Source organism: Staphylococcus sp. HMSC061G12 (genome assembly GCF_001838465.1).
GTDB lineage: Bacteria > Bacillota > Bacilli > Staphylococcales > Staphylococcaceae > Staphylococcus > Staphylococcus simulans.
This window is the reverse complement of sequence record NZ_KV837157.1, coordinates 58,099-83,277: the sequence shown is the minus strand read 5'-3', so window position 1 is coordinate 83,277 and position 25,179 is coordinate 58,099. Positions and strand designations below refer to the sequence as shown.

16 protein-coding genes and 1 pseudogene are annotated in these 25,179 nt (G+C 35.3%); 16 read left to right on the top strand and 1 reads right to left on the bottom strand.

The features are described from left to right. The first annotated feature begins 10 nt into the window (after positions 1 to 10). The 10 genes from HMPREF2937_RS11250 to HMPREF2937_RS11210 all read left to right on the top strand — a co-directional run bounded on the left by HMPREF2937_RS11250 (position 11) and on the right by HMPREF2937_RS11210 (position 15,546). Positions 11 to 5,017, top strand: a complete 5,007-nt coding sequence (locus HMPREF2937_RS11250) for a phage tail tape measure protein (RefSeq protein WP_070864594.1) — start codon at positions 11 to 13, stop codon at positions 5,015 to 5,017. Position 5,018: 1 nt separating this feature from the next. Next, positions 5,019 to 6,512 (top strand): phage distal tail protein, encoded by a 1,494-nt coding sequence (locus HMPREF2937_RS11245; RefSeq protein WP_070864593.1) that lies wholly within the window; start codon positions 5,019 to 5,021, stop codon positions 6,510 to 6,512. 15 nt (positions 6,513 to 6,527) lie between these two features. Next, positions 6,528 to 11,399 (top strand): phage tail spike protein, encoded by a 4,872-nt coding sequence (locus HMPREF2937_RS14095; RefSeq protein ID WP_070864592.1) that lies wholly within the window; start codon positions 6,528 to 6,530, stop codon positions 11,397 to 11,399. Beyond that, a complete protein-coding gene (locus HMPREF2937_RS13825) occupies positions 11,386 to 11,553 on the top strand; it encodes a hypothetical protein (RefSeq protein ID WP_155974680.1) in 168 nt (55 codons plus the stop codon). Before HMPREF2937_RS14095 ends, HMPREF2937_RS13825 begins: the two co-directional genes overlap by 14 nt. Positions 11,554 to 11,596: 43 nt before the next feature. After that, a complete protein-coding gene (locus HMPREF2937_RS11235; protein ID WP_060804518.1) occupies positions 11,597 to 11,881 on the top strand; it encodes a hypothetical protein in 285 nt (94 codons plus the stop codon). A 37-nt stretch (positions 11,882 to 11,918) separates the two neighbouring features. After that, positions 11,919 to 12,335, top strand: coding sequence for a hypothetical protein (locus HMPREF2937_RS11230; RefSeq protein WP_070469054.1), 417 nt, complete (start codon positions 11,919 to 11,921; stop codon positions 12,333 to 12,335). Then, complete coding sequence (locus tag HMPREF2937_RS11225; RefSeq protein WP_070469052.1) at positions 12,319 to 12,714, top strand: hypothetical protein; 396 nt, start codon at positions 12,319 to 12,321, stop codon at positions 12,712 to 12,714. Before HMPREF2937_RS11230 ends, HMPREF2937_RS11225 begins: the two co-directional genes overlap by 17 nt. Positions 12,715 to 12,759: 45 nt before the next feature. Beyond that, positions 12,760 to 13,248, top strand: a complete 489-nt coding sequence (locus HMPREF2937_RS13355; protein WP_083326946.1) for a phage holin — start codon at positions 12,760 to 12,762, stop codon at positions 13,246 to 13,248. Next, a complete protein-coding gene (locus tag HMPREF2937_RS11215; RefSeq protein WP_070864591.1) occupies positions 13,223 to 14,614 on the top strand; it encodes an N-acetylmuramoyl-L-alanine amidase in 1,392 nt (463 codons plus the stop codon). The genes HMPREF2937_RS13355 and HMPREF2937_RS11215 overlap by 26 nt, the downstream gene beginning before the upstream one ends. 71 nt (positions 14,615 to 14,685) lie before the next feature. Continuing rightward, positions 14,686 to 15,546, top strand: coding sequence for a hypothetical protein (locus HMPREF2937_RS11210; protein ID WP_083326945.1), 861 nt, complete (start codon positions 14,686 to 14,688; stop codon positions 15,544 to 15,546). 2,542 nt (positions 15,547 to 18,088) lie between these two features. On the opposite strand, the gene HMPREF2937_RS14275 is transcribed toward HMPREF2937_RS11210, so the two are convergent. Continuing rightward, on the bottom strand, positions 18,089 to 18,463 hold the full coding sequence (locus HMPREF2937_RS14275) for a DUF1828 domain-containing protein (RefSeq protein ID WP_373879078.1): 375 nt from the start codon (positions 18,461 to 18,463) through the stop codon (positions 18,089 to 18,091). Between the two features lie 279 nt (positions 18,464 to 18,742). Here HMPREF2937_RS14275 and HMPREF2937_RS11195 point away from each other — a divergent pair, with 279 nt between their 5' ends. The 6 genes and pseudogenes from HMPREF2937_RS11195 to lipA all read left to right on the top strand — a co-directional run bounded on the left by HMPREF2937_RS11195 (position 18,743) and on the right by lipA (position 25,019). Beyond that, on the top strand, positions 18,743 to 19,783 hold the full coding sequence (locus HMPREF2937_RS11195; RefSeq protein WP_002481618.1) for a hemolysin family protein: 1,041 nt from the start codon (positions 18,743 to 18,745) through the stop codon (positions 19,781 to 19,783). A 13-nt stretch (positions 19,784 to 19,796) separates the two neighbouring features. Then, a pseudogene (locus HMPREF2937_RS11190) lies at positions 19,797 to 20,868 on the top strand (NAD(P)H-dependent flavin oxidoreductase). A gap of 120 nt (positions 20,869 to 20,988) precedes the next feature. Next, entirely contained in the window at positions 20,989 to 21,837 is an 849-nt protein-coding gene (locus tag HMPREF2937_RS11185; protein WP_057510735.1) for a DUF72 domain-containing protein, read from the top strand. 11 nt (positions 21,838 to 21,848) lie between these two features. Then, positions 21,849 to 22,673, top strand: a complete 825-nt coding sequence (locus tag HMPREF2937_RS11180; RefSeq protein WP_002481621.1) for a sulfite exporter TauE/SafE family protein — start codon at positions 21,849 to 21,851, stop codon at positions 22,671 to 22,673. A 14-nt stretch (positions 22,674 to 22,687) separates the two neighbouring features. Next, positions 22,688 to 24,007: a bifunctional metallophosphatase/5'-nucleotidase gene (locus HMPREF2937_RS11175; RefSeq protein ID WP_002481622.1), complete on the top strand. Its 1,320-nt coding sequence runs from the start codon at positions 22,688 to 22,690 to the stop codon at positions 24,005 to 24,007. An 82-nt stretch (positions 24,008 to 24,089) separates the two neighbouring features. After that, positions 24,090 to 25,019: a lipoyl synthase gene (gene lipA / locus HMPREF2937_RS11170; protein ID WP_002481623.1), complete on the top strand. Its 930-nt coding sequence runs from the start codon at positions 24,090 to 24,092 to the stop codon at positions 25,017 to 25,019. The last annotated feature ends 160 nt before the right edge of the window (positions 25,020 to 25,179 follow it).

Here is a 25,179-nt window from a genome sequence, read left to right as displayed (position 1 = left end):
AGGTTAGTGTATGGGGAACCCAATAGGTAATATGGTCATAAGAGTTGATTTAGATGGCTCAGGTTTTAATAAAGGAATGGCCGGATTAAATCGACAAATGCGCATGGTATCTCGTGAAATGAGTGCTAATTTATCAAAATTTGGTCGTTATAATCAATCTCTTGAAAAATCTAAAGTTAAAGTAGACGGGTTAACTAAAAAACAGCGTGTACAAACTCAAAAAGTAAAAGAGTTAAAACAAGAATATGACAAATTATCTAAAGAAACTGGGGAAAATAGCGCGAAAACTCAAGCAGCAGCTGCAAAGTATAATGAAGCATACGCCGAATTAAATAAGTATGAAAGAGAACTGAAAGAAGCAACTGAAGAATTGAGAGCTCTTGAACGACAACAACAAGCTATGAATACTACTATGGGAAAGATAGGTAGTAAGTTCTCTGAAATAGGACCTAAATTCCAAGAAATAGGTCAAAAAATGCAATCTGTAGGACGTAGCATGTCTATGTATGTTACTGCTCCTATTGTTGCAGGTTTTGGTGCTGCTGCTAAAAAGAGTATTGATTTTGATGATTCAATGCGAAAAGTGAAGGCTACATCTGGTGCTACTGGTTCAGAATTCCAACAATTAAGAGATAAAGCCCTTGAAATGGGAGCTAAAACTAAATTTAGTGCATCTGAATCAGCAGAAGCTCTTAACTATATGGCCTTAGCCGGCTGGGATACCAAAGATATGTTAGGCGGTATCGATGGTGTTATGCAATTAGCTGCTGCCTCTGGGGAAGATTTAGGACAAGTGAGTGATATCGTTACTGACTCGTTAACAGCATTTGGTATGAAAGCTAAAGATAGTGGACGATTTGCAGATGTATTAGCACAGACAAGTTCTAAAGCTAATACCGATGTACGTGGTTTAGGTGAAGCGTTCAAATATGCTGCTCCAGTTGCAGGCGCATTGGGATATACTGTGGAAGATACATCTATAGCTATCGGTTTAATGTCCAATGCTGGGATTAAAGGTGAAAAAGCCGGTACAGCATTACGTACCATGTTTACAAACTTAGCTAAACCAACAAAAGCTATGCAAAACAAGATGGAAGAGTTAGGTATATCTATTACTGATAGTAACGGTAAGATGCTTCCTATGCGTGATGTAATGGATCAGTTGCGTGATAGGTTCAAAAACTTATCAAAAGACCAACAAGCAAGCGCAGCTGCAACTATCTTTGGTAAAGAAGCAATGAGTGGTGCATTGGCTGTTATTAATGCTTCAGATGAGGACTACAAAAAGTTGACTAAGTCTATTGATAATTCAACAGGTGCAGCTAAACGAATGTCGGATGAAATGGAAGGCGGAATTGGTGGTTCAATCCGTCAAATGAAATCCGCTTTAGAATCTTTAGCTATAAGTATCGGAGATGTGTTAGCACCTCACATTAAAAGAGCGGCAGAAACTTTAGGTAATTTAGCGCAAAAGTTGTCAGATTCTCCTGGTTGGGTTAAGACTGCAATAGTAAGTGTTGGTTTATTTGCTGCAGCATTAGGACCAGCTATTCTTGTTACAGGGATGTTTACATCTGCAATAGGTAGCATTATGACTACTTTAGGTCCTGTGATGACAGGCATAGCTAAAGCTGGTGGAGTAATGAATTTCTTAGGAAACAAAGCGCCGTTTGCTGCTAAAGGCTTGACTTTAGTAGGTGGAGCTTTTAAATTCATGCTTGGTCCAGTAGGTTTAGCAATTGCAGCAATAGTAGCAATCGGTACAGCATTTGTAATTGCTTATAAAAAATCTGAAACATTCAGAAATATAGTTCACTCTGTAATAGATCCAGTGATGAATGGCCTAAAAAAGATGTGGGATGTTGCTAACCAAATATTTAATGCTTTAGGAAGTTTATTATCTGGTAAAACATTACCAACAGTGGATTTATTATCCAAGATTATGCCTAAAGAAACTGCTAGAAAAGTGACCGTTACTTTAATGCAAATTAGACAAGTATTTATAGACGCTTTTAAAGGTATTTGGTCATATATACAAGAAATAGGTAAGAAGTTATCTGATTTTTGGAAGGAAAATGGAGATACTATCATCCAAGCATTAGCCAATATTTGGAGTGTCATATCGACTGTCTTTATAGAGATTAAGAACTTTTTATGGCCTATTTTACAAGAGTTAGGCGGTCTTGTTCAAACTATATTTATGAATGTTATAGTTCCAATTATCAAAATAGCAATGGGAATTATATGGAATGTAATGAACTTTTTATGGCCACTAATCAAGATATTAATCGTTGATACTTGGAATAATATCAAAAATATTATCAATGGAGCTTTGGATATCATTTTAGGTATTGTTAAGATATTCAGCGGACTATTTACTGGCCAATGGAAGCAAGTTTGGAATGGTGTTAAACAAGTATTCAGTGGTGCATTAACGCTTATATGGAACCTTATTCAACTTTGGTTCATCGGTAAAATACTTAAAGTAGTTAAGATATTCAGCGGACTATTCAAAGGTGTTATAAGTTCTGCTTTTAAACATATCAGAAGTGTAATAAGTACAGTACTGAAGTTTATTTGGTCTATTATCAGCACGATTTTCAAACGGATATTAAGTATCACTAAAACGATATTTGGTGCCGTGGCAAAATTCATTAAGCATATATGGAATGGTATAAAAAATGCCATCGTTGGAGCAGTTAAATTTATTTATAACGGAGTTAAACGTTACTTTACCGCAGTTAAAAATACAGTGAACAAAATATTTACTGCTGTAAAAAGTTTTGTCGTCAAAACATGGTTGAATATCAAAAACACCGTTGTAAAATATGCTAAAAGCTTATGGACTGGCGTACGTAATACATTTAACTCTTTATCCAAAGGTGTTCGTAATATTTTTAGTCGCTTACGCAGATGGTTAGCAGATACTTGGAGAAATATTAAAAACACAGTAACTAGATACGCCTCTCAGTTATGGGCATCAGTCAAGAAGACTTTTAATAATTTATACAACGGTACTCGTGATATAACTAATAATGTTAAGAGAAAAGTAACAGGTATCTGGCAAGGAATAAAGAAATCTGTAACTGGTATTGCTAGTGCGTTATGGAGTTCTGTTAAGAAGACCTTTACAAACATGCGTGATGGATTAGCTAATATCATTGGTAAAATTAAAGATCATATCGGCGGCATGGTAAGTGCTATCAAAAAAGGTTTGAATGGTCTTATCAAGGGCTTAAACTGGGTAGGTTCTAAGTTGAGCTTGCCTAAAATACCTAAATTATCAACTGGTACACAAAGAATTAATCGCCACGTTAGAACAACATCTGATGGTCGATTAAAAGATGGCACTATGGCTATTGTGGGTGATAGAGGACCGGGTAACGGAAAAGGTAAAGACGGTCGTCGTGAATTAATACAGTATCCTAATGGACGAATGGCTATGACGCCAGCAAAAGATACAATGACATGGTTGCCAAAAAATTCAAGAGTAATAAGTGGTAGCATGAGACAACGTTATGAAGAGGCAGAAGGTGCAGGTATGGCGCCTAGATTTAATTTAGGTACGATTCCTAGACTTAGTACAGGTACTTGGTTTGGCAACGCTAAAGATTGGGTTGGAGATAAACTGAAAGGTGCCGGTAAAGTTGTTGGCAATAGTGCAAAATGGCTCTCTGAAAAAATCGGAGATGTTATGGACTACATGGACGAACCAGGAAAATTACTTAACAAAGTGCTTTCCATGATGGGTATTGACTTTAGTTCTCTTACAAAAGGTATGGGTATCGTTGGAGATATTACACGTGCTGCATGGAAAAAAATAAAAAAAGGAGCACTAGATTGGATTAAAGGTGGGTTTGAGGCTCAAGCAGGAGATGGATCTGTGTTTGAAGGATATGGAATTCTACAAAAATATTCTGCTCCGCCATATCCGCCGAATCCTAATTATCCTTTCAATGGCGGAGTCCATCACGGTGTCGATTATGACATGCCTGTTGGTACGCCTGTGCGTACACCGATGGCTGGTCGAGTTAGAAGTTGGTACGATAACTACGGCGGCGGTAATGCTATCACTGTTTCAAAAGGTAAAACATTTTTATGGTTCATGCATCTTAGTAAGCAACTTAAGAAGACAGGAGAACAAGTTAAAGCAGGACAACTTATTGGTAAATCAGGTAACACGGGTTCAATGACTAATTATCGACATCTTCACTTCCAAGTCAATCAGGGCGGAGAATCCAACAGTAACTCTGTAGAACCGCTTAGCTGGTTAAAGAAAAATGGTAAAGGTATCGGCGGTAAATCAGGAAAATGGAATGGTAATATTCGACAAGCATTAAAATTAGCCGGTTTGCCTACATCTCAAGCATACGTAAATGCGTGGGCGAGACAGATTCAAACGGAATCAGGTGGAAATGCTAAGGCTATCGGTGGTACTGATGGTTTAGCGGACGGTCGTGCAATGGGGCTTGTGCAAGTTAAACCTGGTACATTTAATGCTTTTAAATTACCAGGACATGGTAATATCATGAATGGTCTAGATAACTTAATTGCTGGTATGCGTTATGCAAAAGCTAGATATGGAAGTAGTATATTATCAGTAATAGGTCGTGGACATGGGTATGCGACAGGTGGACTCGTCCACAATGGCTTATATCATTTAGGCGAAGAAGGGTACCCTGAATGGATAATACCTACTGACCCAAAACGAGCAGATGATGCAGCTAAATTACTTGCATTGGCTAATAAGGATATTAGTAAAAACAAACGTCCTAGCCAATTGAAAAGTGTCAATAACCTTTCTGATGATGGTCATACAGTGAGTGTCTTAGAGAAGAAAATGGATAAAGTAATTGGTTTGCTTGCTAGATTGGTTAGTGCTGGTGACACAATTGCAGATAAGGATTATGAACCAGTCATTGATAAATACGCACATAAACAACAAGTTTTTGACGCAATAGATGATTATAATAGACAAAAACAAAGACATAGAAGGTTTAATCCTGGAGGAGTTTAAAATGCTAGATACAATAAAAGTTAATAATAAAACAATTCCATGGTTAGTAGTAGAAAGAGGGTTTAAAATACCCTCTTTTAATTTTGAAATAGAAACTGAAGATGTACCGGGAAGAAAAGGTTCAGTTTTTAAAAAGAGAGAGGTGAAAGGTTATGAATTTGACTTACCTTTAATAGTAAGTAATGAACATCTCTCACACGGTGGAATGAAAAAACACGATGATATTTTAAATGAGATAGTACGTTTCTTTGATTATGATTATGAAGTTCCATTACAATTCATGACACAAGATTGGTACTGGAATGCTTTTTTTGAAGGTCCTGTAGAAATTGATAAGACACCTAGAGGAGTATTGTCATTTGTTATAAAGGTTGTTTTGGTAGACCCATACAAGTATGCAGCAACCGGCAACTACAACACTGCTATATCAGACCAAGTGTCTATTGTGAATAGCGGTACAGCTGATACACCCGTCACAATAGAAGCGAGGGCATTAAAAAATGCTAACTTCTTCCAAATTGCCAAAGGCGATGAGGACTATTTTATGATTGGTGACGATGATGTAGATAAACCACTCAATGACTATTCACCACTCATTTTAGGTGATGAATTGCGCGTGTTTAAAGGCTGGAATAAACAAGATACCAAAGACTTCACTGATAACCATACAGGCGGTGACGTTGGTGGTGCTTTCAGTCAATCTTCAAGCAAGGAGTCATTCTACCTAAACACAGAAAGCGTAACGGGTAGTGGTTGGCAGGGCGCTATGTATAAACGTAGCTTTGTCAATTATGCGAGCGCTCAAGACTTTTCAACGACTGTTAAGTTTGGCCTAAATCAACGTCGTAAAGGCGCAGTACACTTCGCACAGTACCTCTACGATACAGACGGACGAGTGATCGCTTCAATTGGTTACAGTAATCCTAACGCCAACTCAAACACAGGACGTATCATTGTTACACTGTTTAACCAAAATGGCGACCAAGTTAAGATATACGACTATAAAAACAATCCTAGCTTATACAACATGGATGAGTTTGTGGTCTATATTAAGTTGGAACGTCGTAGCAATCAATTTAAAATAAAAACCTGGAAATATAGAGAGATTCCTTATCCGTTAAGAAAAATCGCGTTTGATCAGCATGAAAAAATTTATATGGATAGCGGTAAATTCTACACACGACCTATTGCTTCGTTATCTTTATATTCTGCTAAGAATGGTAATAATCCAGTCATGCCGCTATATATTTTCGGTACTTATACGAGAGAGCTATTGCCTAAACCTAAAGGGGCAAGAGATATGATTATCAAAAAAGGCGATGAAATCTTGATTGATATGCGTAATCATAATGTATTAGTAAATGAAGAGCCTTTTTTATCTGAAAAAACTTTTGGTTCTAACTATTTCAATGTAGAAAAAGGGCATACAGAATTAATTATCTCACCGTTAAATACATTTGATACAACGGTTCGTTGGCAAGATAGATATTTATAGAAAGGAGGTTGCAATTTGCTGCATATTTTAGACTATGAAGATAAAATTATAGACTTTATTTCCGAAGATGACGCATCAATTATTAACGCAAAACATAACCGTGATATTAATAATCGCTCAGAAACGTTTGACTTTACAATACTGTCAGAACGAGCTATAAATATGCAAAAGAATTATAGAGTCATTATTCAAGATAGCACTGGTCAGTATAGAGAATTTATTATCGAACATATTTCACAAGATATGGATGGATATACTGAAATAGAAACAACAGCTTCATATTTAGAAGATATAACCGGTGCGCCTCCTTATGCACCAGGGAGCTTTGAGAAAAAGACAACCACAGAAGCCTTATATGATGTATTGAAAGATACGGGATGGCAAGTGTCAGAAGCTACTGAATATGGGGGTATACGTACGACATCATGGACTGGTTTTCATACACGTTACGATATACTGGTGCAATTGTGTACGACTTACGATATGATAGTTGATTTTTATATCGAGTTAGGTAGTAATACAGTTGATGGTCGCTACGTTGTGCTGCGTAAGCGAAATCCTATATTTCAAGGTAAAGAAATAGTTAAAGGTAAAGACTTAACTGGTTTAAAGCGAATTGTTGATATGAGCGAAGTTAATACCGCATTATTATGTGTGGGTCCTGAAAAAGAAGATGGTTCACGTATTACTTTAACCGTCAAAGATGATGAAGCCCAAGCGCAATTTGGATTGCCAGGAAGATATATTTGGGGTATCTATGAACCTGAAACTGAAGATGAGAATATGACTGAAGCACGATTACGTTCATTAGGTACAACTGAATTGAACAAACGTAAAAAAGAAAAAATTAGTTATGAAGTAACATCTCTAGATATAAAAGAATACCAACCACATGAAGTTGTTCATATCGGCGATATGGTACGTATCAAAGATAGAGATTTTACGCCTCCGTTGTATTTAGAAGCTGAAGTAATCGCTGAAGATTATGACATGGTTACTAAAGAATCAACATATTCCTTTGGCGAGTATAAAGAATATCGTGAAGATGATTTACGACAAGAGTTTTATAAGCATCTTAGTAATATTAGACAACGAATGAATGATAACTTCAGCAATGTAAATACTATTGTTAGGGAGACCAACAGTCAATTACAGTATTTCGAAAAGAAAATTATTAAGTCGCAAGATGCGCCGGAAAATCCAGTCAATGATATGTTGTGGTTAGACACAAGTAATCCTAAAGTAGCAGTGTTACGTAGATACTGGAACGGACAGTGGATAAATGCGACTGCCGAAAAAGCTGATGATATTGACGCAGTTACACGCGAGAAAGCTTTGTACGATGATTTAAATAACACATTTATAAACCTGAACATTCAACACAGCAAATTATTAAGTGAAGTGTATGAAGTTATAGACAGTGAATACCTTGTCGATACTATATTGAAACAACAAGTTCAACAAAACTTAGATAGTACAATCAATGTTTATAATACTATCAAGACAAATCTTGAAAGTATGACACCAGAAACAGCAACAATCGGCAAACTTGTCGATACACAAGCACTGTTTTTAAAATATCGCGAATTGCTGAAAACACTATACAATTCATTAGAAAACGCTAAGATTGCAATAGATGATCGTTTCAAATTACTGCAATCTCAATACACAGATGAGAAATTCAATGATGCAATGTCTAAAGTAGCTGAAGGCATCGGCGGCACATGGAACGCTGAAACAGGTCAATTACTTGCAGATATTCCAAGTCAACAAGAATTAGAAGGCGCGTTGAAAACCTATATTAACGGCCAAGACGCCGCATTAAAGCAGCTTATTGACGGTGAAGTCAACAGCAAGATAACACAAACTAAGAATGAATTAAGCAGCAACATCAGCGCAGTGAGTGCTAAGGTAGACGGCATTCAAGTAGGCGGACGCAACTTGTTACCTACTTCTTATGGTTATTACAATGTCACCGGTTTGTATGGCTACATTAAAGTAAGCGATGACAACACACAAAAAGTCATAACAATTACAGATAATGACAAAACTATTGATATGTCTGGAGTATTCTTTGGTTTTACAAAAAATGGTTATGACGCAAACGCAGGTGTACGTTGGGAACATTCAGCAGGAAAATTGATACGAAATTTTGATAACGATGTATCGTTGAAAAATTATAATTTCTTTTCATTTTTCCCTAAAGACAAAGCTACATTGGATAAGATATTCAAGCGGTATAAAATCAAACTTGAAAAAGGTACGATTGCGACTGATTACACAGTAGCACCAGAAGATGTTCAAACTAATATTACAAAGGCGCAATCAGAGGCGACTATTGCCGCAAAAGCTTATGCGGATGCCCAGGACACATTGAGAAAAACAGAATTACAAGCATACGCAGACGGTGTTGTAACTAAAGAAGAACAAAGAGCTATCGCAGATGCTCAAGCAAAATTAGAAGAAGCTAAGGCATATGCAGAGGAAACTCAAAAGGCAGCACAAGCTTATACCGATGAAAATCTTGAACCAATTACAACAACGCAGACACAACAATCATCGGATATTAAGCAGCTTAAAGGCGTTATAACATTGAAAGCTGACAAAACAGAATTGACAACGATGTATGATACAAACATCAAGCCGCTGCAAACGCAAATCAATGAACAGAAAGCGCAATTAGATGTGTTACCGGAACAAATCAGTAGTAAAGTATCGCAAACAAGTTACGACGCAGACCAAAATAATATAGTCACGCGTTTAAACAGCGCAGACACGCAACGCCAACAATTAAGTAATGCGATTAATGACCGTGTGACCATCAAAGAATATACAGATAACAAGACAGCGACTACTAATGAAATCAATACAGCAATTAATAATGTACAGGTCGGCGGCAGAAATTTATTAGAAAACAGCGTAAATATTAAAAAGGCTATCAATGATACTTCGAACAATTATAATCAGTATTGGGCTACTTTAATCACAAGTGCACATAGTAAATTACAGTTGGGCGAAACCATAACGATAAGTTTTGATGTGCAAATGGAACGCGGTGAAATACTAAGAGTATATGATACTTTAACCAACTTTGATTTCATGTTTGGAGAAAAGGTATTTAAAAATATCGGCAATAAAAAACAAAGGCTGTCATTCACTTTACCATTAGTATCAACAACTAAAAGCAGTACAGTTTGGAACTTAAGTTTTTACAACAATAACAACGGCGACCGATTTACAATTGAAAATATCAAGATAGAAAAAGGAAATAAAGCAACGGACTGGACACCTGCACCGGAAGATGTCAAAGCAGATATTGATAAAACAAAAGCAGAAACTGATAAAACGCTTAGTGTTATGCAAACACAGATTAATCAGAATGGTACTGACATCAATGCACGTGCAACAAAAGAAGAGTTTAACGCCAGTAAGAAAACACTATCGAATGTAATAAGTGATTTATCTATTAATACGACAACAGGTCTGACACTTTCATATGATGAAAATGGTAATATTCAATCACATACTGTTGGCCCCGATGGCATTATGTTGAAGGGTGACCGTGTCAATATCAATGTGAACAAAGATTTTCAAGTGTTAGCTGGTAATGTAAATAATAAAGTCGGTAAAGATGAAATCATTAATCGTTTAAACTTATCACCAGAAGGTTTAGACATCAATGTAAATAACTTAGGTATACGTGGCGGGGATACTACAAATTATTTATCAATCAAGAATCAAGAAATATTATCCCGTGGTACATTCACAAGGACATGGGGCGGCGTAACTGATACACCTAGTGCAGAAATTGGAATTAAAGATGGATATATTCTTTCCAGAAATAAAAAAACAGGATATAACCTTTATATGACTGAAAAAGGACTATCCACAATGATGTCCGGCGGCGTCGGTTCAGAACAAGCTGGTGCATTAGAATTTCATTACGATTTATTTAATGATAATTCACGTGGTGTGCGCCTTTCGTCTACTTATGGAGTTGTATTCCTGCACTCTGAAAATAGTCGTATCTATACTCGATCCAGATATACAACAAATATTGAAACTTGGGAAGCGTCTGTATATATTCGACCTCAAGTTTATTCTCGTCCAGGTACTAACGAATTCAGTTTTTATCTCAAAGATAATGACAATGCTAAAGATACGGATGGTACATTGCTATTCGGTGAAATCTATGACGATAAAGGTCAAGCGGGGTCTGGTATTAGATTTAAAAAGGCAGGATTTTCAGGACAAACTGAAGGGGACTATGAACCTGTCGTATATGCAACAGATAAATTTGGAAACATCGGAACAGGTAGTTTTCACGCAAGAAACTTTTATGGGGATTTCCAATCAAGAAGTGGTTATTTGTATCTCAAAGCTGATGACAGGGTTCGTATCACAGACTACAAAGGTTATAACAACGGTAATCCGACATATGGTGATTTGCAGTGCAGATGGATACAATCAGAAAGTATCCGTACAACAAGCACCAACTTTTATATCGGTACATCAACAGGTGAAGTAAGAATTACTAACAACTTACTTTATAACGGCGGGGACATTGGCTATAAAGATATACGTTTCAAAAACTATGTAGCAATGTCATCAGAGAGATATAAATATGATATTAAAGAGTGGAATTATAGTGTGCTTGATGCATACCGCAATGATCTAAAATTATATTCTTATAAAAACAAATCTGAAAAAGAGGAAGAATATGTTCGTGACCATCACGGTATTATTATTGAAAGAGAAATACCGATTGAATGGAGACATCGTGATGGTTTTGATGGCAATGAAGTGTTGTTTTGGAATACTAAAGCTATACAAGAATTGATTGAAAAAGTAGATGAATTGGAGGAACAAATAAATGAATCAAAATAACCAATTACAAGCAGATCCAAATAAAGTGATTAACAACTTATTGAACAGAATCACTGAGCTGGAAAAAGATAATGCAATTTTGTTCGCATTGTATCAAGAGGAATTAGAAAACAAACAAAATACTGATGAAAATGACCGTGGTGTAAGTGAGTAACTTATACCACTATTTTTATACAAATTTTTAGGAGGAATTTATTATGGAAAGAATCAAGGAATTTTACTTAGTGGAAATTAATAAATATGGAGAAGAGAGTGCATTAATGCAAAATTATTCGAATGGCTTCGTCAGAGGGGCTTCGCCTAATACTGCTTATAAATTTCAAGAAAAAGAACAAGTAATCCAAGCTTGTAAGGTTCAAAATATGCTTGCTACTATTTTGAACAATGGGACTAAAACTTATTTTGTGGAACAAAATATTGAACGTGAAATGTATGATGAGAAAGGTGAAGTATATGTAAAAGGCGAGGTGCAAGAGGTATAGCCTCTTTCCCTAACTTTTTTAGAAAGCAGGTGAATGGATGAAAAAGCTGAATCTATCAGAGATGATAGCAAGCACCCTATTATTCGGAACAGGGTTATTCACGTTGTGGAGAGGGTTGTTCTGGACAATTGAGCAAGACTCGATTTTAGGCGATTCTGCTTTTTATAGAGAATTACACAACCTGTTACCGATATGGATATGGGGTGTGTTGTTTTTACTTTCAGGCATATTATTAATGTGTGCAAGTTATTTACTACCTAAACAAAATCAAAAAAGTTATTGGCTAATCACAATCGGAAGTCTTATATCATTCGTTATGTATTTTATTATAACAAGTGCAAGTGTTTACAACGCAATTAATTGGTTATCTCCTATTCAATTCGCTACACTTTCAGGGGTTTATTTAGTGCTGATGTTTTTCGGAGGTTTCGAAATTTATGCCGAGCGAAGATAAATATGTACTACGTCATGAATGGGAAAGAGCGAATCGTAATATAGATGGGAAGATTAATGAAGTAGATAACAAGCATATAGCATTGCATAACGATTTAAAACTACTGGTCACACGATTAAACGATAGTAACGATGCATTAATTCAAAGCCAATTAACTACAAATAAGACTTTGGAAAAAATCAACGACAATCTTATAGGATTTAATAATCGTATCAAAGACGTTGAACATACTTCTGATATAACAATAAAAAGGTTAGATTCGATTGAAAACTTTGTATCTGAAAGGCAAAAAGGAAATATGCAGATATGGGTTGCAATCATTGGTGCTATATCTACTGTATTAGTCGGAGCATTAGGATTTGCAGCAACATTCTTTTAAAGTCGGTACTTCGGTATCGGCTTTTTTACTATATGGAGGGATTTTATGAATTGGAAATTAAGAATTAAAAATAAAACAGTGTTGACTGGGATAATCGGCGCTTTACTATTATTCATTAAACAAGTCACAGAATTATTCGGGTTAGACTTATCCACACAGTTAGAACAATTGAGTGCCTTAACGGGTACAATTATTACTTTACTTGTCGGCTTAGGTGTTATTGTAGATCCGACAAGTAAAGGTATTAAAGACAGTGGTATTGTACAAACTTATACAAAGCCTAGAGATAGTAATAATACAGATGAAATGGTTCAGTGGCAGAATCAAGCGATTGATAAAGAATTTGCCTACGCTGGATTTAACGATGTTATGGCGGGAGAAGTTGAATTCGAAGAAGGTCTGAGAGATATTGAAGACAATAACCGTTTGGTTAGAAATTATGATAATAGTATTGAAAATTCAGGCGTAATGCTTGATACAAATGAACAAGTGAGTGGGGTGATTGAAGATGACCAAAACACAAAATCAAATTAACAATATAGTCAACGGTTATCTTGGTAAATATGTAGATTTTGATGGGTATTATGCTTACCAGTGTATGGATTTGGCAGTTGCTTATGTATATGATTTGACGGAGGGAGCAACAAGAATATGGGGGAATGCAAAAGATGCGCCAAAAAATTCGTTCCCTAAAGGTTGGAAAGTTATAAGAAATGAAGTGTCTACTGTACCTAAAAAAGGTTGGATTGCCGTTTGGACTACCGGAATGTATTCAACTTATGGTCATATTGGTATCGTTTATAATGGGGGTAATACTTCCCAATTGCAAGTATTGGAACAAAACTACGATGGATTAGCCAATTCACCTGCTAAATTAAGATGGGATAACTATGCAGGACTCACACACTTCATCATTCCACCAACAAATGGTAGTACAAATCCTACAGGTTCAGGTGTTAAGACAGGAGTAAGTGCTAAAACACCATTGAAAAAACGTAAAATAATGCTAGTTGCAGGTCACGGATATAACGATCCAGGCGCCGTTGCAAATGGTACAAATGAACGTGACTTCATTAGAAATAACGTTACTAAAAGAGTTAAATCATATCTTGAAAAAGAAGGGCATGAGGTTGCATTATATGGTGGAAATTCTCAGCCACAAGATATGTACCAAGATACTGCATTTGGTCAGAATAAAGGCAACTATAAAGACTATGGGCTATATTGGGTGCAGTCACAGGGGTATGAAATTGTCGTTGAATTCCATTTAGATGCTGCAGGTAGCAGCGCAAGTGGTGGTCATACTATTATTCCTTATGGCACTAAGGCAGATAGTATTGACAGCAATATTCAAAACGCAATTCACAAACATGTCGGAACAATCAGAGGTATTACTGGTCGAGCTAATTTATTAAATTGCAACGTTGCAAAACAAATCGGCATTAACTACAGGCTCGTTGAGTTAGGTTTTATCACGAATAATAATGACATGAATAACATTAAAAACAATCTTGACGCTTATTGTAAAGATATTGCCGAGGCAATTAACGGTGGCGCTATCAAAACTGGGCTAGGTAGTGCTAAGAAGAAAGTTAAAATGGTAAATACACCTAGAGGTTGGAACAAGAATAAATATGGCATATTGTGGAAGAAAGAAACTGCTAATTTCACTTGTAATGTACCTCAAGGCATTATTACTCGACGTATTGGCCCAGGTCGTAAATACCCACAAGCTGGGGTTCTGAAAAAAGGTCAGACTGTTAGGTATACAGAAATTCAAAACAACGATGGTTTTATTTGGATTAGTTGGATGACTAGTTCCGGATACACTGTATATATGCCAGTAAGGCAGGTTAAGTCAGACGGAAGTTTAGGGCCACTGTGGGGAAGTATTAATTAAAGGCTGGGCTACATGCCCGGCTTTTTTCATGTTATAATTACTATGAAGTTATTAAACAAGGTGGTTAAAATATGAATGTTGGTGATAAATATAATATGTTGGAGTGTACAAAGTACATAGGTAGCGATAAAAGAGGAAAAAAGTTTTTGTTTAAATGCGATTGTGGCAACGAAGTAGAATATATTGGTACATATGTTAAAAATAATCGCTATAAATCATGCGGTTGTAGAAAATATAATAAAAATAAAGATGAAGATATATTGAGAACAAAGTTCAATAGATTAAAACCTATTGAAAGAGTTGATAATATAAACAGAGGCAAAGCTTTTTTATGCAGATGTGACTGTGGTAACACTAGTGTAGTTCCGTTGGGTTCTTTAAAAAATGGCAGGATAAAATCTTGTGGATGTCTAAACAGTGAAGTTCAATCTGAGTTTATGAAAAAATATAACAATAAACATGGGAAATCCAATACACCTGAGTACAAAGTTTGGAAAGGTATGAAAAGTAGATGTAATAACCCTAACTCAAAAGGATATAAAAATTATGGTGGAAGAGGTATTCAAGTTTGCAAAAGATGGGAAAATTCTTTCGAAAACTTCATGAAAGATATGGGCGAACGTCCAAACGAAGATTATCAAATAGATAGGATAAACAACGACAAAAATTATAGCCCAGATAACTGTAGGTGGGTTACTAGATCTGATAACACATTAAACAAACGACATAAAAAAGGCGCTTCTGGATTCAAAAATATCGTATCAGATGGAACAAGTTATTATGCAATGGTAAAAAGACAAGGTTATGTAAGAACATCACAATACGCAAACCTAGAAACATCATTAAATAGACGTAACCTATACATCGATGAATATAACAAAAATCCTCAAAAATGGATAAACGATACCGTTAGTAATAATTATACAAAATAGGTTATTCATGGAACGAATTAGCACCACCTAATCATGGTGTGGGCGAACTTTGGGATAGTATCAGTTAAATAAATATGTTATTATTTACTTACCGCTGTTGTCATTGTAAAAAGTTTCTTTTCACAATTGATACTATATTGTAAGTTCGTGGATGATAGTGTCCATGACTTGAGGGTTATCTAAATAGGTAACCCTCTTTTTTTATGGTATAGTATAATTCAAATAGCGGTACTTTAAGAAATTGTCGGAATAATTGTATTTGTAATTAAAAAGTGAAATATAGAGTGGTATTAGTAAAAAAGTTATGATATAATTTTTTTCAGACACTGTTTTCACAACTCAACACTCTAAGGTGTAAATAGACTTTAAGCATGATTTGAGAGTTACCTATAAGTAGCTCTCTTTTTTATTGAAATAAAGGGTAGTAATTACTAAAAAAACATGGTAAAATAAATATAGAACATGGTTTTTACTCTTCGTTATTCTATTGTGTAAATAGATATTATGCATGAGAATAGAAAGCTATCTTTTTTGGCAGCTTTTTTATTATCTTATTTTAATATTAAACAAATTGTGTTAGTATATTAAACAGAAGATATTTTGGAAGATAATTTTCTAATCATAATCTTACCACCTTTTATGGTGGTGTTTTTTATGTTATATTAAAAACGTGGGTTAGATATATGGTATCTATGTAGAGAAACTATTTAAATAGTTTCTCTTTTTCATTGATTATGTAAAAGAAGAATGCTATTATGCTTTTGCAGTATGTATTCAATGTGCATATTGTATCCTTACTTCCTTAATGCTAGATTCAAAGCATTTCTGTTATTTTATTGTGTGTTTTCGTTACTTTCTCTCTAATCTATCCCAAACGAGAACACAGCCACCTTTCGAGGTGGCATACATAATGTGATCCACTTAACTATTTTAGGTGTGTCTTTTGACAAAATTAAAAACTTGTATTAACATGATTGGTACAATATCAAAAGATATTGTTCGTGTGTTATTGTTTCTCTATTTTCTTCTGCTTAGAATGTTGAAAAAGTCTTGATGATTTAAGTATGGATAATAGGGGGAGAGGTTGCTTAGGCAACCTCTTTTTTAGTTGATAGTAAATATAAGCATAAATGAATAGTACCATCAACATAGTGCTGTTTTATTTTTGCTAATCTAATAAATTTGCTTTTTAATATTTACTTAACATTGGAAATATGTTAAAATATTCTTTGTTCATCTTTAATTTGCTTAAGTGAACTTGAAGTTTGATTACTTCCATTTCTATTATTTTATATATGCTTTGTGTCACTTGTGTTCCCTTCCTAAAATGCACAAGTGACAATTTTTATTACATATCAATTAGATTAGTACATGACTTTTAATACATTATATTGACTGCATCAAAGTAATGTATTATTATTTGATATACAATACCTTTTTAGGTATTGCCTTACTTATTATTTTTTGCTTTATTTTCTCTTTAATAGAGTGATCCTTACTTTTATTGGTATGACCACTTTTTATGTTACGAATGTTGTTGAAAAAGTCTTGTGTGTAAAGCAATAATAATAAGGAGAGGTTGCTTCGGCAACCTCTTTTTTATTATTGCATGGTTAATACTATTGAAATTATATATTTTTTTGATGAAAAAAGAGAGAAATGTTATAGTAGTTATTGAGTGTTATTCACTCATATAATTTTTTGCGCCTTAAGCGTTATCTGATATAGCCCGCAAACCTACATCAGATGACGCTTTTTAATTTGTAAGATCCCACCATTAAATAGGCAGTTTTTTTGATACCATTTTTGATACCATTTTGTTTAAAAACAGAAAAAGTTTAGAAAATTTAAGTGCTTGAAATCGCATGAAATCAACGTTTTAAATTTCAAAAAATCCTAAAAAACTTCATTTCCAATCGAAATGGAAGGTTCTATCGGTTAATCCAATAGTGTTCATTGAATATAAGTATTAAAATACGCAGCATGCATACTTAACCGTATGTGTGCTGCTTTTTAATGTCTGAAGTTAAGTGAAAAGATAAGTGTAATGAAACAATATAGAGATTTACCGAGATTTAAAGAGAATTATGTCAGGCATGTCAAACAAGTTCAGGGTTAATACGATTTTTGGTAATTTATTAAGCAAATTAGGACATGTTAAAGTCTACTAATACATTTTTTTTGAAATTTAACGTGACGTAAAATTCTGAAATGTGGTATAAGTAAGTGATAAAATAAAGAAAATGTTTAGAGGGGAAACCTATGAAGAATAATCCAACTTTGTTAAAGATTCTAGCAGCAGTATTTATATTGTTAACAATTATCAGCCCGTTATTTGCGATTGGAAGTATAATTTGTAGTGTGAAAATCAAAAAATACAATGATGTCGTTGGAGATCGTTTTCTCACGATTTCTATAATTTGTGCAGTAATATTTATGGCGTTTCATTTTATCTACTATCTCACTTACTTATTTTAAAGTTATTTTAAAAGCCAGAAAGTAAACAGTTACACTGTATCTTACTTTCTGGCTTTATTTTAGTTCATAAAAGTAAATGATTAAATGATAAAAAGTCGTTAGTTGTATCTTTTAGAGATAAATTCTGTATCGATGTCTTATTGTTGAATAAGTTATTTATACAAAAGATTGACTGAGTAAAACTTTGAAGTGATTCATTTAAATTCTGTATAACACATTCAATATAGATTTCTTCAGTGCTTTTATCTATATTTACATTAAATGTTTGAATGTATTTGTATAGTAATTTAAGTGTTGGTTTCTGCTCAAACAACTTAGACTTTTGAGATTTTAAATTAAATAGTGTATAGCCATCGTCACAAAGTGTGATAGTCTGCTTATCATCGCTAAAGATAGCATAAAGAATGATGTTATCCATCGTGCAATCTTTATAAGGAATTTCTACGCGTAGTGTATTTGAATTTATTTTCTTGAAATCTACTTGATTAGATATCCAACGTTAAAGTGCAGTATTACTCCTAGAGGGATTGTTTTATTAAAAGTATTTTTTAAAGGTACTACAATTCATCTGAAAATTCGGTACAATGGTAATTAATCATTGTACTTCGTGAAAAGCGTGGAACTTGTTCGGTTTACATAAATAGAGAGATGGGAAATTAATAAGAAATATACGCTTTTTGACAGAGTCAATAAGAGTTTTAAGGGAGCGTCGGCCATCATGATTATAGCTATCATTATTTTAATTTTTGTTTCTTTCTTCTTTTCTGGCAGTGAAACGGCATTAACTGCTGCGAATAAAGTGAAATTACAGACTGAAAGCAGGAAAGGAGATCCAAAGGCAAAAAGGTTATTGGCACTTTTAAATAAACCTAGAGATTTTATCACAACGATTTTAATCGCAAATAACAGTGCGAATATCGTGTTGCCTACGCTAGTTACTATTCTTGCTGTACAACATGGTTGGAACGTGGGAATTGCATCTTTAGTGATTACAGTTGTGGTAATTATTGTTTCAGAAGTGATACCAAAATCTATCGCAGCAACTTATCCTGATGCGATTTCTAAATTAGTCTATCCGGTAATTCATTTATTCGTGGTAATCTTAACGCCGATTACTAAAATTTTAAATGGTTTAACTGGTTTGATTAACCGAATGCTTGCGAATGATAAATTCCAAAGCCAAACCATGTCTAAAGAAGAAGTGCGTACAATGGTAACCATTGCAGGGGCACAAGGGGCATTTAATGAGAATGAACGAGATCGTCTTCAAAGTGTTTTAACTTTCCAACAATTGCGTGTTAAAGATGTAGATACAACACCACGTGTCAATGTGACTGCATTCTCAAAAGATACACCATATGACGAAGTGTATGAAATAATTATGTCACACCCATATACACGTTATCCGGTCTATGATGAAGACATTGATAATATTGTGGGAGTCTTTCATTCAAAATACTTATTAATATGGAGTCGTCACTATGATAAAACATTAGAAGATTATATTTCTAAACCGCTTTTTGTGAATGAGCACAATAAAGCTGAGTGGGTCATGCGTAAAATGATTGCGACACGTAAACACATCGCCATTGTATTAGATGAATATGGCGGTACGGATGCGATTATTACGATGGAAGACTTAATTGAGCAATTGCTTGGTTTAGATATTGAAGATGAAATGGATCAACATGAACAAAATAAAGTCGATGAACGTTTGAAAAATAGACAAAAGCCAAAAGCGAATCAATCATCTTTATAGGGAGTGTTCACATATGTGGTCAGATACAAAAATCACTGCACAACTTGGAATCAAGTATCCAATTATTCAAGCCGGAATGGCAGGCAATACAACGCCTGAATTAGTCGCTAGTGTGAGTAATAGCGGAGGCTTAGGAACGATAGGCGCAGGGTATTTCAGTTCAGAAAAACTTGCGGAGGAAATAGATAAAGTTAAATTATTAACTACTCAACCTTTTGCGGTTAATTTATTTGTGCCGAGTAAAAAACATATCAAGCGTGCGCAAGTTGATTTAATGAATGCATGGTTAAATCCTTATCGTCGTGCATTGGATTTAGAACAACCCGTAGTGAATTTATCTGAAACACAACAACTTGAACAACAAATTGATATCTTGATTGAAAAACGCGTACCCATTGTTAGCTTTACATTCGGTATTCCAGATGTCCATTTAATTCGTAAAATGCATGAACATCATATGATTGTGATGGGTACCGCGACTTCTGTTGAAGAAGCAATTGTGAATGAAGAAGCAGGCATTGATATTATTGTGACACAAGGTAGTGAGGCAGGCGGACATCGTGGATCATTTTTAAAACAAGAAGATGGAGAATATCCAATGATTGGCAGTATTTCACTTGTACCGCAAGTAGCTGATGCAGTGTCTATACCTGTAGTCGCAGCAGGCGGTATTATGGACGGCAGGGGGGGTACTTGCTAGTCTGATTTTAGGTGCGTCAGGTGTACAGATGGGAACAGCCTTCTTAACATCACAAGAAAGCGGTGCAGATATTGCGTATAAGCAAGCAATTTTAAATAGCACAGAAACATCAACCGTATTAACAAATGCTTTCAGTGGCAAAATGGCACGAGGTATCCGTAATGATTTTGTAGATTACCTGTCTACATTTCGTGGAGAAGTGCCAGAATATCCAATTCAAAACCAATTGACTTCAGCAATCCGCAAAGCATCGACTGCCAATCATGATCACTCATTAATGTCATTATGGAGTGGTCAGACACCAAGACTTGCGACAAGTCGTAAAGCGAATGAAGTCGTTGAATCTATAGTGCAGCAAATTGAAGATATGCGATTTCAATCATAGAGATGAAGAGTAATAAGTACTGCGTTGTTCATTGCGCAGTACTTATTTTTACTTCAATTCTAAGATGAAGTGAACAGGTTCTAGACATAAAATATGATAGAATGAGATTGGTGATTATGTATGATAGATATTGGACTGACAGGGTGGGGAGATCACGATTCTCTTTATACTGATCTAAGTCGTAAAACAGACAAATTAAAGACTTATGCGAGTCATTTTCCAGTGGTAGAATTAGATGCGTCGTATTATGCGATTCAACCCGAACGCAACATTAGAAAGTGGATAAAAGAAACACCCGATCGTTTTAAGTTTGTGGTGAAAATTCATCAAGCATTGACTTTGCATGCGGATTTTAAAGACTTTGCTGAGACACGAAATGAATTATTTGAAGAGTTCAAGTTAATGATTCAACCATTAATTGAAGCGGATAAACTTGCGATGGTACTTGTTCAGTTTCCACCATGGTTTGACTGCAAGACTCAAAATATTAATTACATACGTTATGTACGTGAACATTTAAAACATGTACCGGTTTGTATAGAATTCAGAAATCAAACTTGGTTTGAAGGGGAGATGAAAGAACATACTTTAACCTTTTTAACAGAACAAGGCTTGATTCATGCGATTGTCGATGAACCGCAAGTCGGGGAAGGTTCAGCACCTTTCGTCAACCGCATTACAACGGATACAGCCTTTGTACGTTATCATGGACGTAACCGTCATGGTTGGACTAAGCAAGACATGACAGACGAAGCGTGGCGAGATGTCCGCTATTTATATGACTATACAACAGAAGAGTTAGAAGAACTTGCACAACATGTGCGTATTATTCAGCAAAAAGCTAAAAAGATTTATGTAGTTTTCAATAACAACTCAGGCGGTCACGCAGCAAACAATGCGAAAGAACTTCAACGAATTCTTGGTATTGACTACGAAGGCTTAGCACCGCAGCAGCTTAAATTATTTTAGGAAGTGATGATATGGTGAGTATTCTCTTACTCATTTTAATAGGAGCCTTATCAGCGATTTTAGGCTCGCTTGTCGGAATTGGAGGCGGATTAATTATAGTTCCGACATTAGTCTATTTAGGTGTGGAACATGATTTACTCCATGGGATTACGCCTCAAATAGCGATTGGAACTTCCTCAATTATTTTAATTGTGACAGGTTTAGTGTCTACATTAGGGTATTTAAAATCTAAGCAAGTAGATACTAAAAATGGTTATATATTCTTATTCGGATTATTACCAGGCTCCTTATTCGGTTCATTTATCAGTCGTTATTTAACGTTAGATTCATTTAATTTGTACTTCGGTATGTTTTTGATTCTGGTTTCGATTTTATTATTAGTACGTAATTCAATTAAGCCGATCAAACTCTTTGAAAAGAAAAAGTATGAAAAAACATATGTAGATAAAGATGGGACGATTTATCATTATCACGTGCCGCCTGTATTTGCGTTCGTGGTAACATTTTTCATTGGAATTACAACAGGACTCTTCGGTATCGGCGGAGGCGCTTTGATGACACCGTTAATGTTGATAGTGTTCAGATTCCCACCGCACGTTGCGGTAGGTACAAGTATGATGATGATTTTCTTCTCTAGTGTGATGAGTTCTATCGGACATACTTTCCAAGGTCACGTTGCTTGGCATTATGCGCTTGTTTTAGTTATTTCAAGTTATGTCGGAGCTAAAATCGGTGTTAGAATCAACCAATCTATCAAGTCTAATACAGTAGTTGCTTTACTGAGAACGGTGATGCTGTTATTAGGGGTTTATCTTATTATTAAATCATTGCTTTAAAGGAGGCGTCGAGTTTGAAATTAACGATTTATCATACGAATGATATTCACAGCCATCTGCATGCTTACGAGCGTATTGCTGCGTATATGGCAGAGCATAGACCATTACTAGACCATCCTTCACTTTATATAGATATCGGCGACCATGTTGATTTATCAGCACCTGTAACAGAAGCAACACATGGCCTTAAAAATATAGAATTATTAAATGACGCACATTGTGATATTGCGACAATCGGTAATAATGAAGGGATGACCATTTCACATGAAGATTTAAACGCATTATATGAAGATGCTGATTTTGCGGTTACTTGCAGTAATGTGTTTGATGAAGATGGCCATTTGCCACACCATATTACATCGAGTTATATTAAAGAAATTGAAGGTGTACGTATCTTATTTGTTGCCGCAACTGCACCTTTCACACCGTTCTATCGTGCTTTAGATTGGGTTGTTACTGATCCGATGGCTGCGATAAAAGATGAGGTAGAGAAACAAGCAGGTAATTATGATGTATTGATGATCATGAGTCATTGCGGTATCTTCTTCGACCGTAAATTATGTGAAGAGATTCCTGAAATTGATGTTATTTTTGGTAGTCATACCCATCATTATTTTGAAGAAGGCGAAATGAAAAATGGTGTTTTAATGGCAGCAGCAGGAAAATACGGTCATTTCTTAGGTGAAGTTAATTTAACGATTGAAAATAAGAAAGTCGTACATAAAACAGCAATCCTGCATCCTGAAGACACCTTGCCAGAAGTTGAAACGAACTTTAAAGAAGAAGGTAAAGCATTGATGAGCACGCCTTTAGTTGATCATCCTGTAAACTTAAAAAGAAAGACAGATATGATTACCAAAACAGCGTATTTACTTGCGGAAAGTGTATGTGAGTTCACACATGCAGATTGTGCAATTATTAACGCTGGGTTAGTAGTCAAAGGCATCGAAGGGCCGAACGTCACTGAATATGATGTGCATCAAATGTTGCCGCATCCGATTAATTTAGTACGTATCAAAATTACAGGCCGTGATTTAAAACAAGTTATCTTAACAGCTGAAGAACAAGCGTATATGCACGAACATGCGCAAGGTTTAGGATTTAGAGGCGATATTTTCGGCGGTTATATTTTATATCAAATGGGTTATATTGAATCAGAATCTCGTTTCTTTGTTCAAGGGGAAGAGATAGTTGATGATCACATCTATACATTAGGAACTGTTGATATGTATACGTTTGGACGTTATTTCCCTCTATTTAAAAACTTGCCGACAGAATATTTGATGCCAGAATTTTTAAGAGATATTTTCAAACAGAAATTATTAGAATTATGAATTATGACTTATAGCGTTTTCATTTTGTTATAAATTCGTTATAATAAGATGAAGATGAGTACACAGGAGGGTATGTGTTGTAATGGCTACAAAAAATAATGAGATTTTACGTAAACCGGACTGGTTGAAGATAAAGCTGAACACGAACGAGAACTATACTGGTCTTAAGAAGATGATGCGTGAGAAGAATTTAAACACTGTTTGCGAAGAAGCAAAGTGTCCGAATATACATGAGTGTTGGGGTGAGCGCCGAACAGCTACATTTATGATTTTAGGTGCAGTATGTACACGTGCTTGCCGCTTCTGTGCAGTTAAAACTGGCTTACCTAACGAATTAGACTTAGACGAGCCGGAACGTGTAGCAGAGTCAGTAGAAATTATGAACTTAAAACACGTGGTAATCACAGCAGTTGCCCGTGATGATTTACGTGATGCAGGTTCAAACGTTTATGCTGAAACAGTAAGAAAAGTAAGAGAACGCAATCCATATACGACAATTGAAATTTTACCATCAGATATGGGTGGCGACTATGATGCGCTTGAAACATTAATGGCATCTAAACCAGATATTTTAAACCACAATATCGAAACAGTACGTCGTTTAACTCCGAGAGTTCGTGCGCGTGCAACATATGACCGTACTTTAGAATTCTTAAGACGTTCTAAAGAATTACAACCAGATATTCCAACGAAATCAAGTATCATGGTTGGATTAGGCGAAACAATTGAAGAACTTCACGAAACAATGGATGATTTACGTGCAGCAGATGTAGATATTTTAACAATTGGACAATACTTACAACCTTCACGTAAACACTTGAAAGTTGAAAAATACTATTCACCATTAGAATTCGGTAAATTACGAAAAGTAGCAATGGAAAAAGGATTCAAACATTGCCAAGCTGGACCATTAGTACGTAGTTCTTACCACGCAGATGAGCAAGTTAACGAAGCTGCGAAAGAAAAACAACGTATTGGTGAAGAAAAATTAAACGAATCAACTGAAGCATAATTGATAAGTATAGATTTGAATGAGGAAGAAGCGGGCTGAATCAGTCCGCTTCTTTCGTCATTCAACTACTGTTATAATGTATAATATAAGTAAATCTTCAAGATTGAAGTCAATAACACACGAGACATTGAAACAAGCAAAAATGCTCAAGAATAGAATT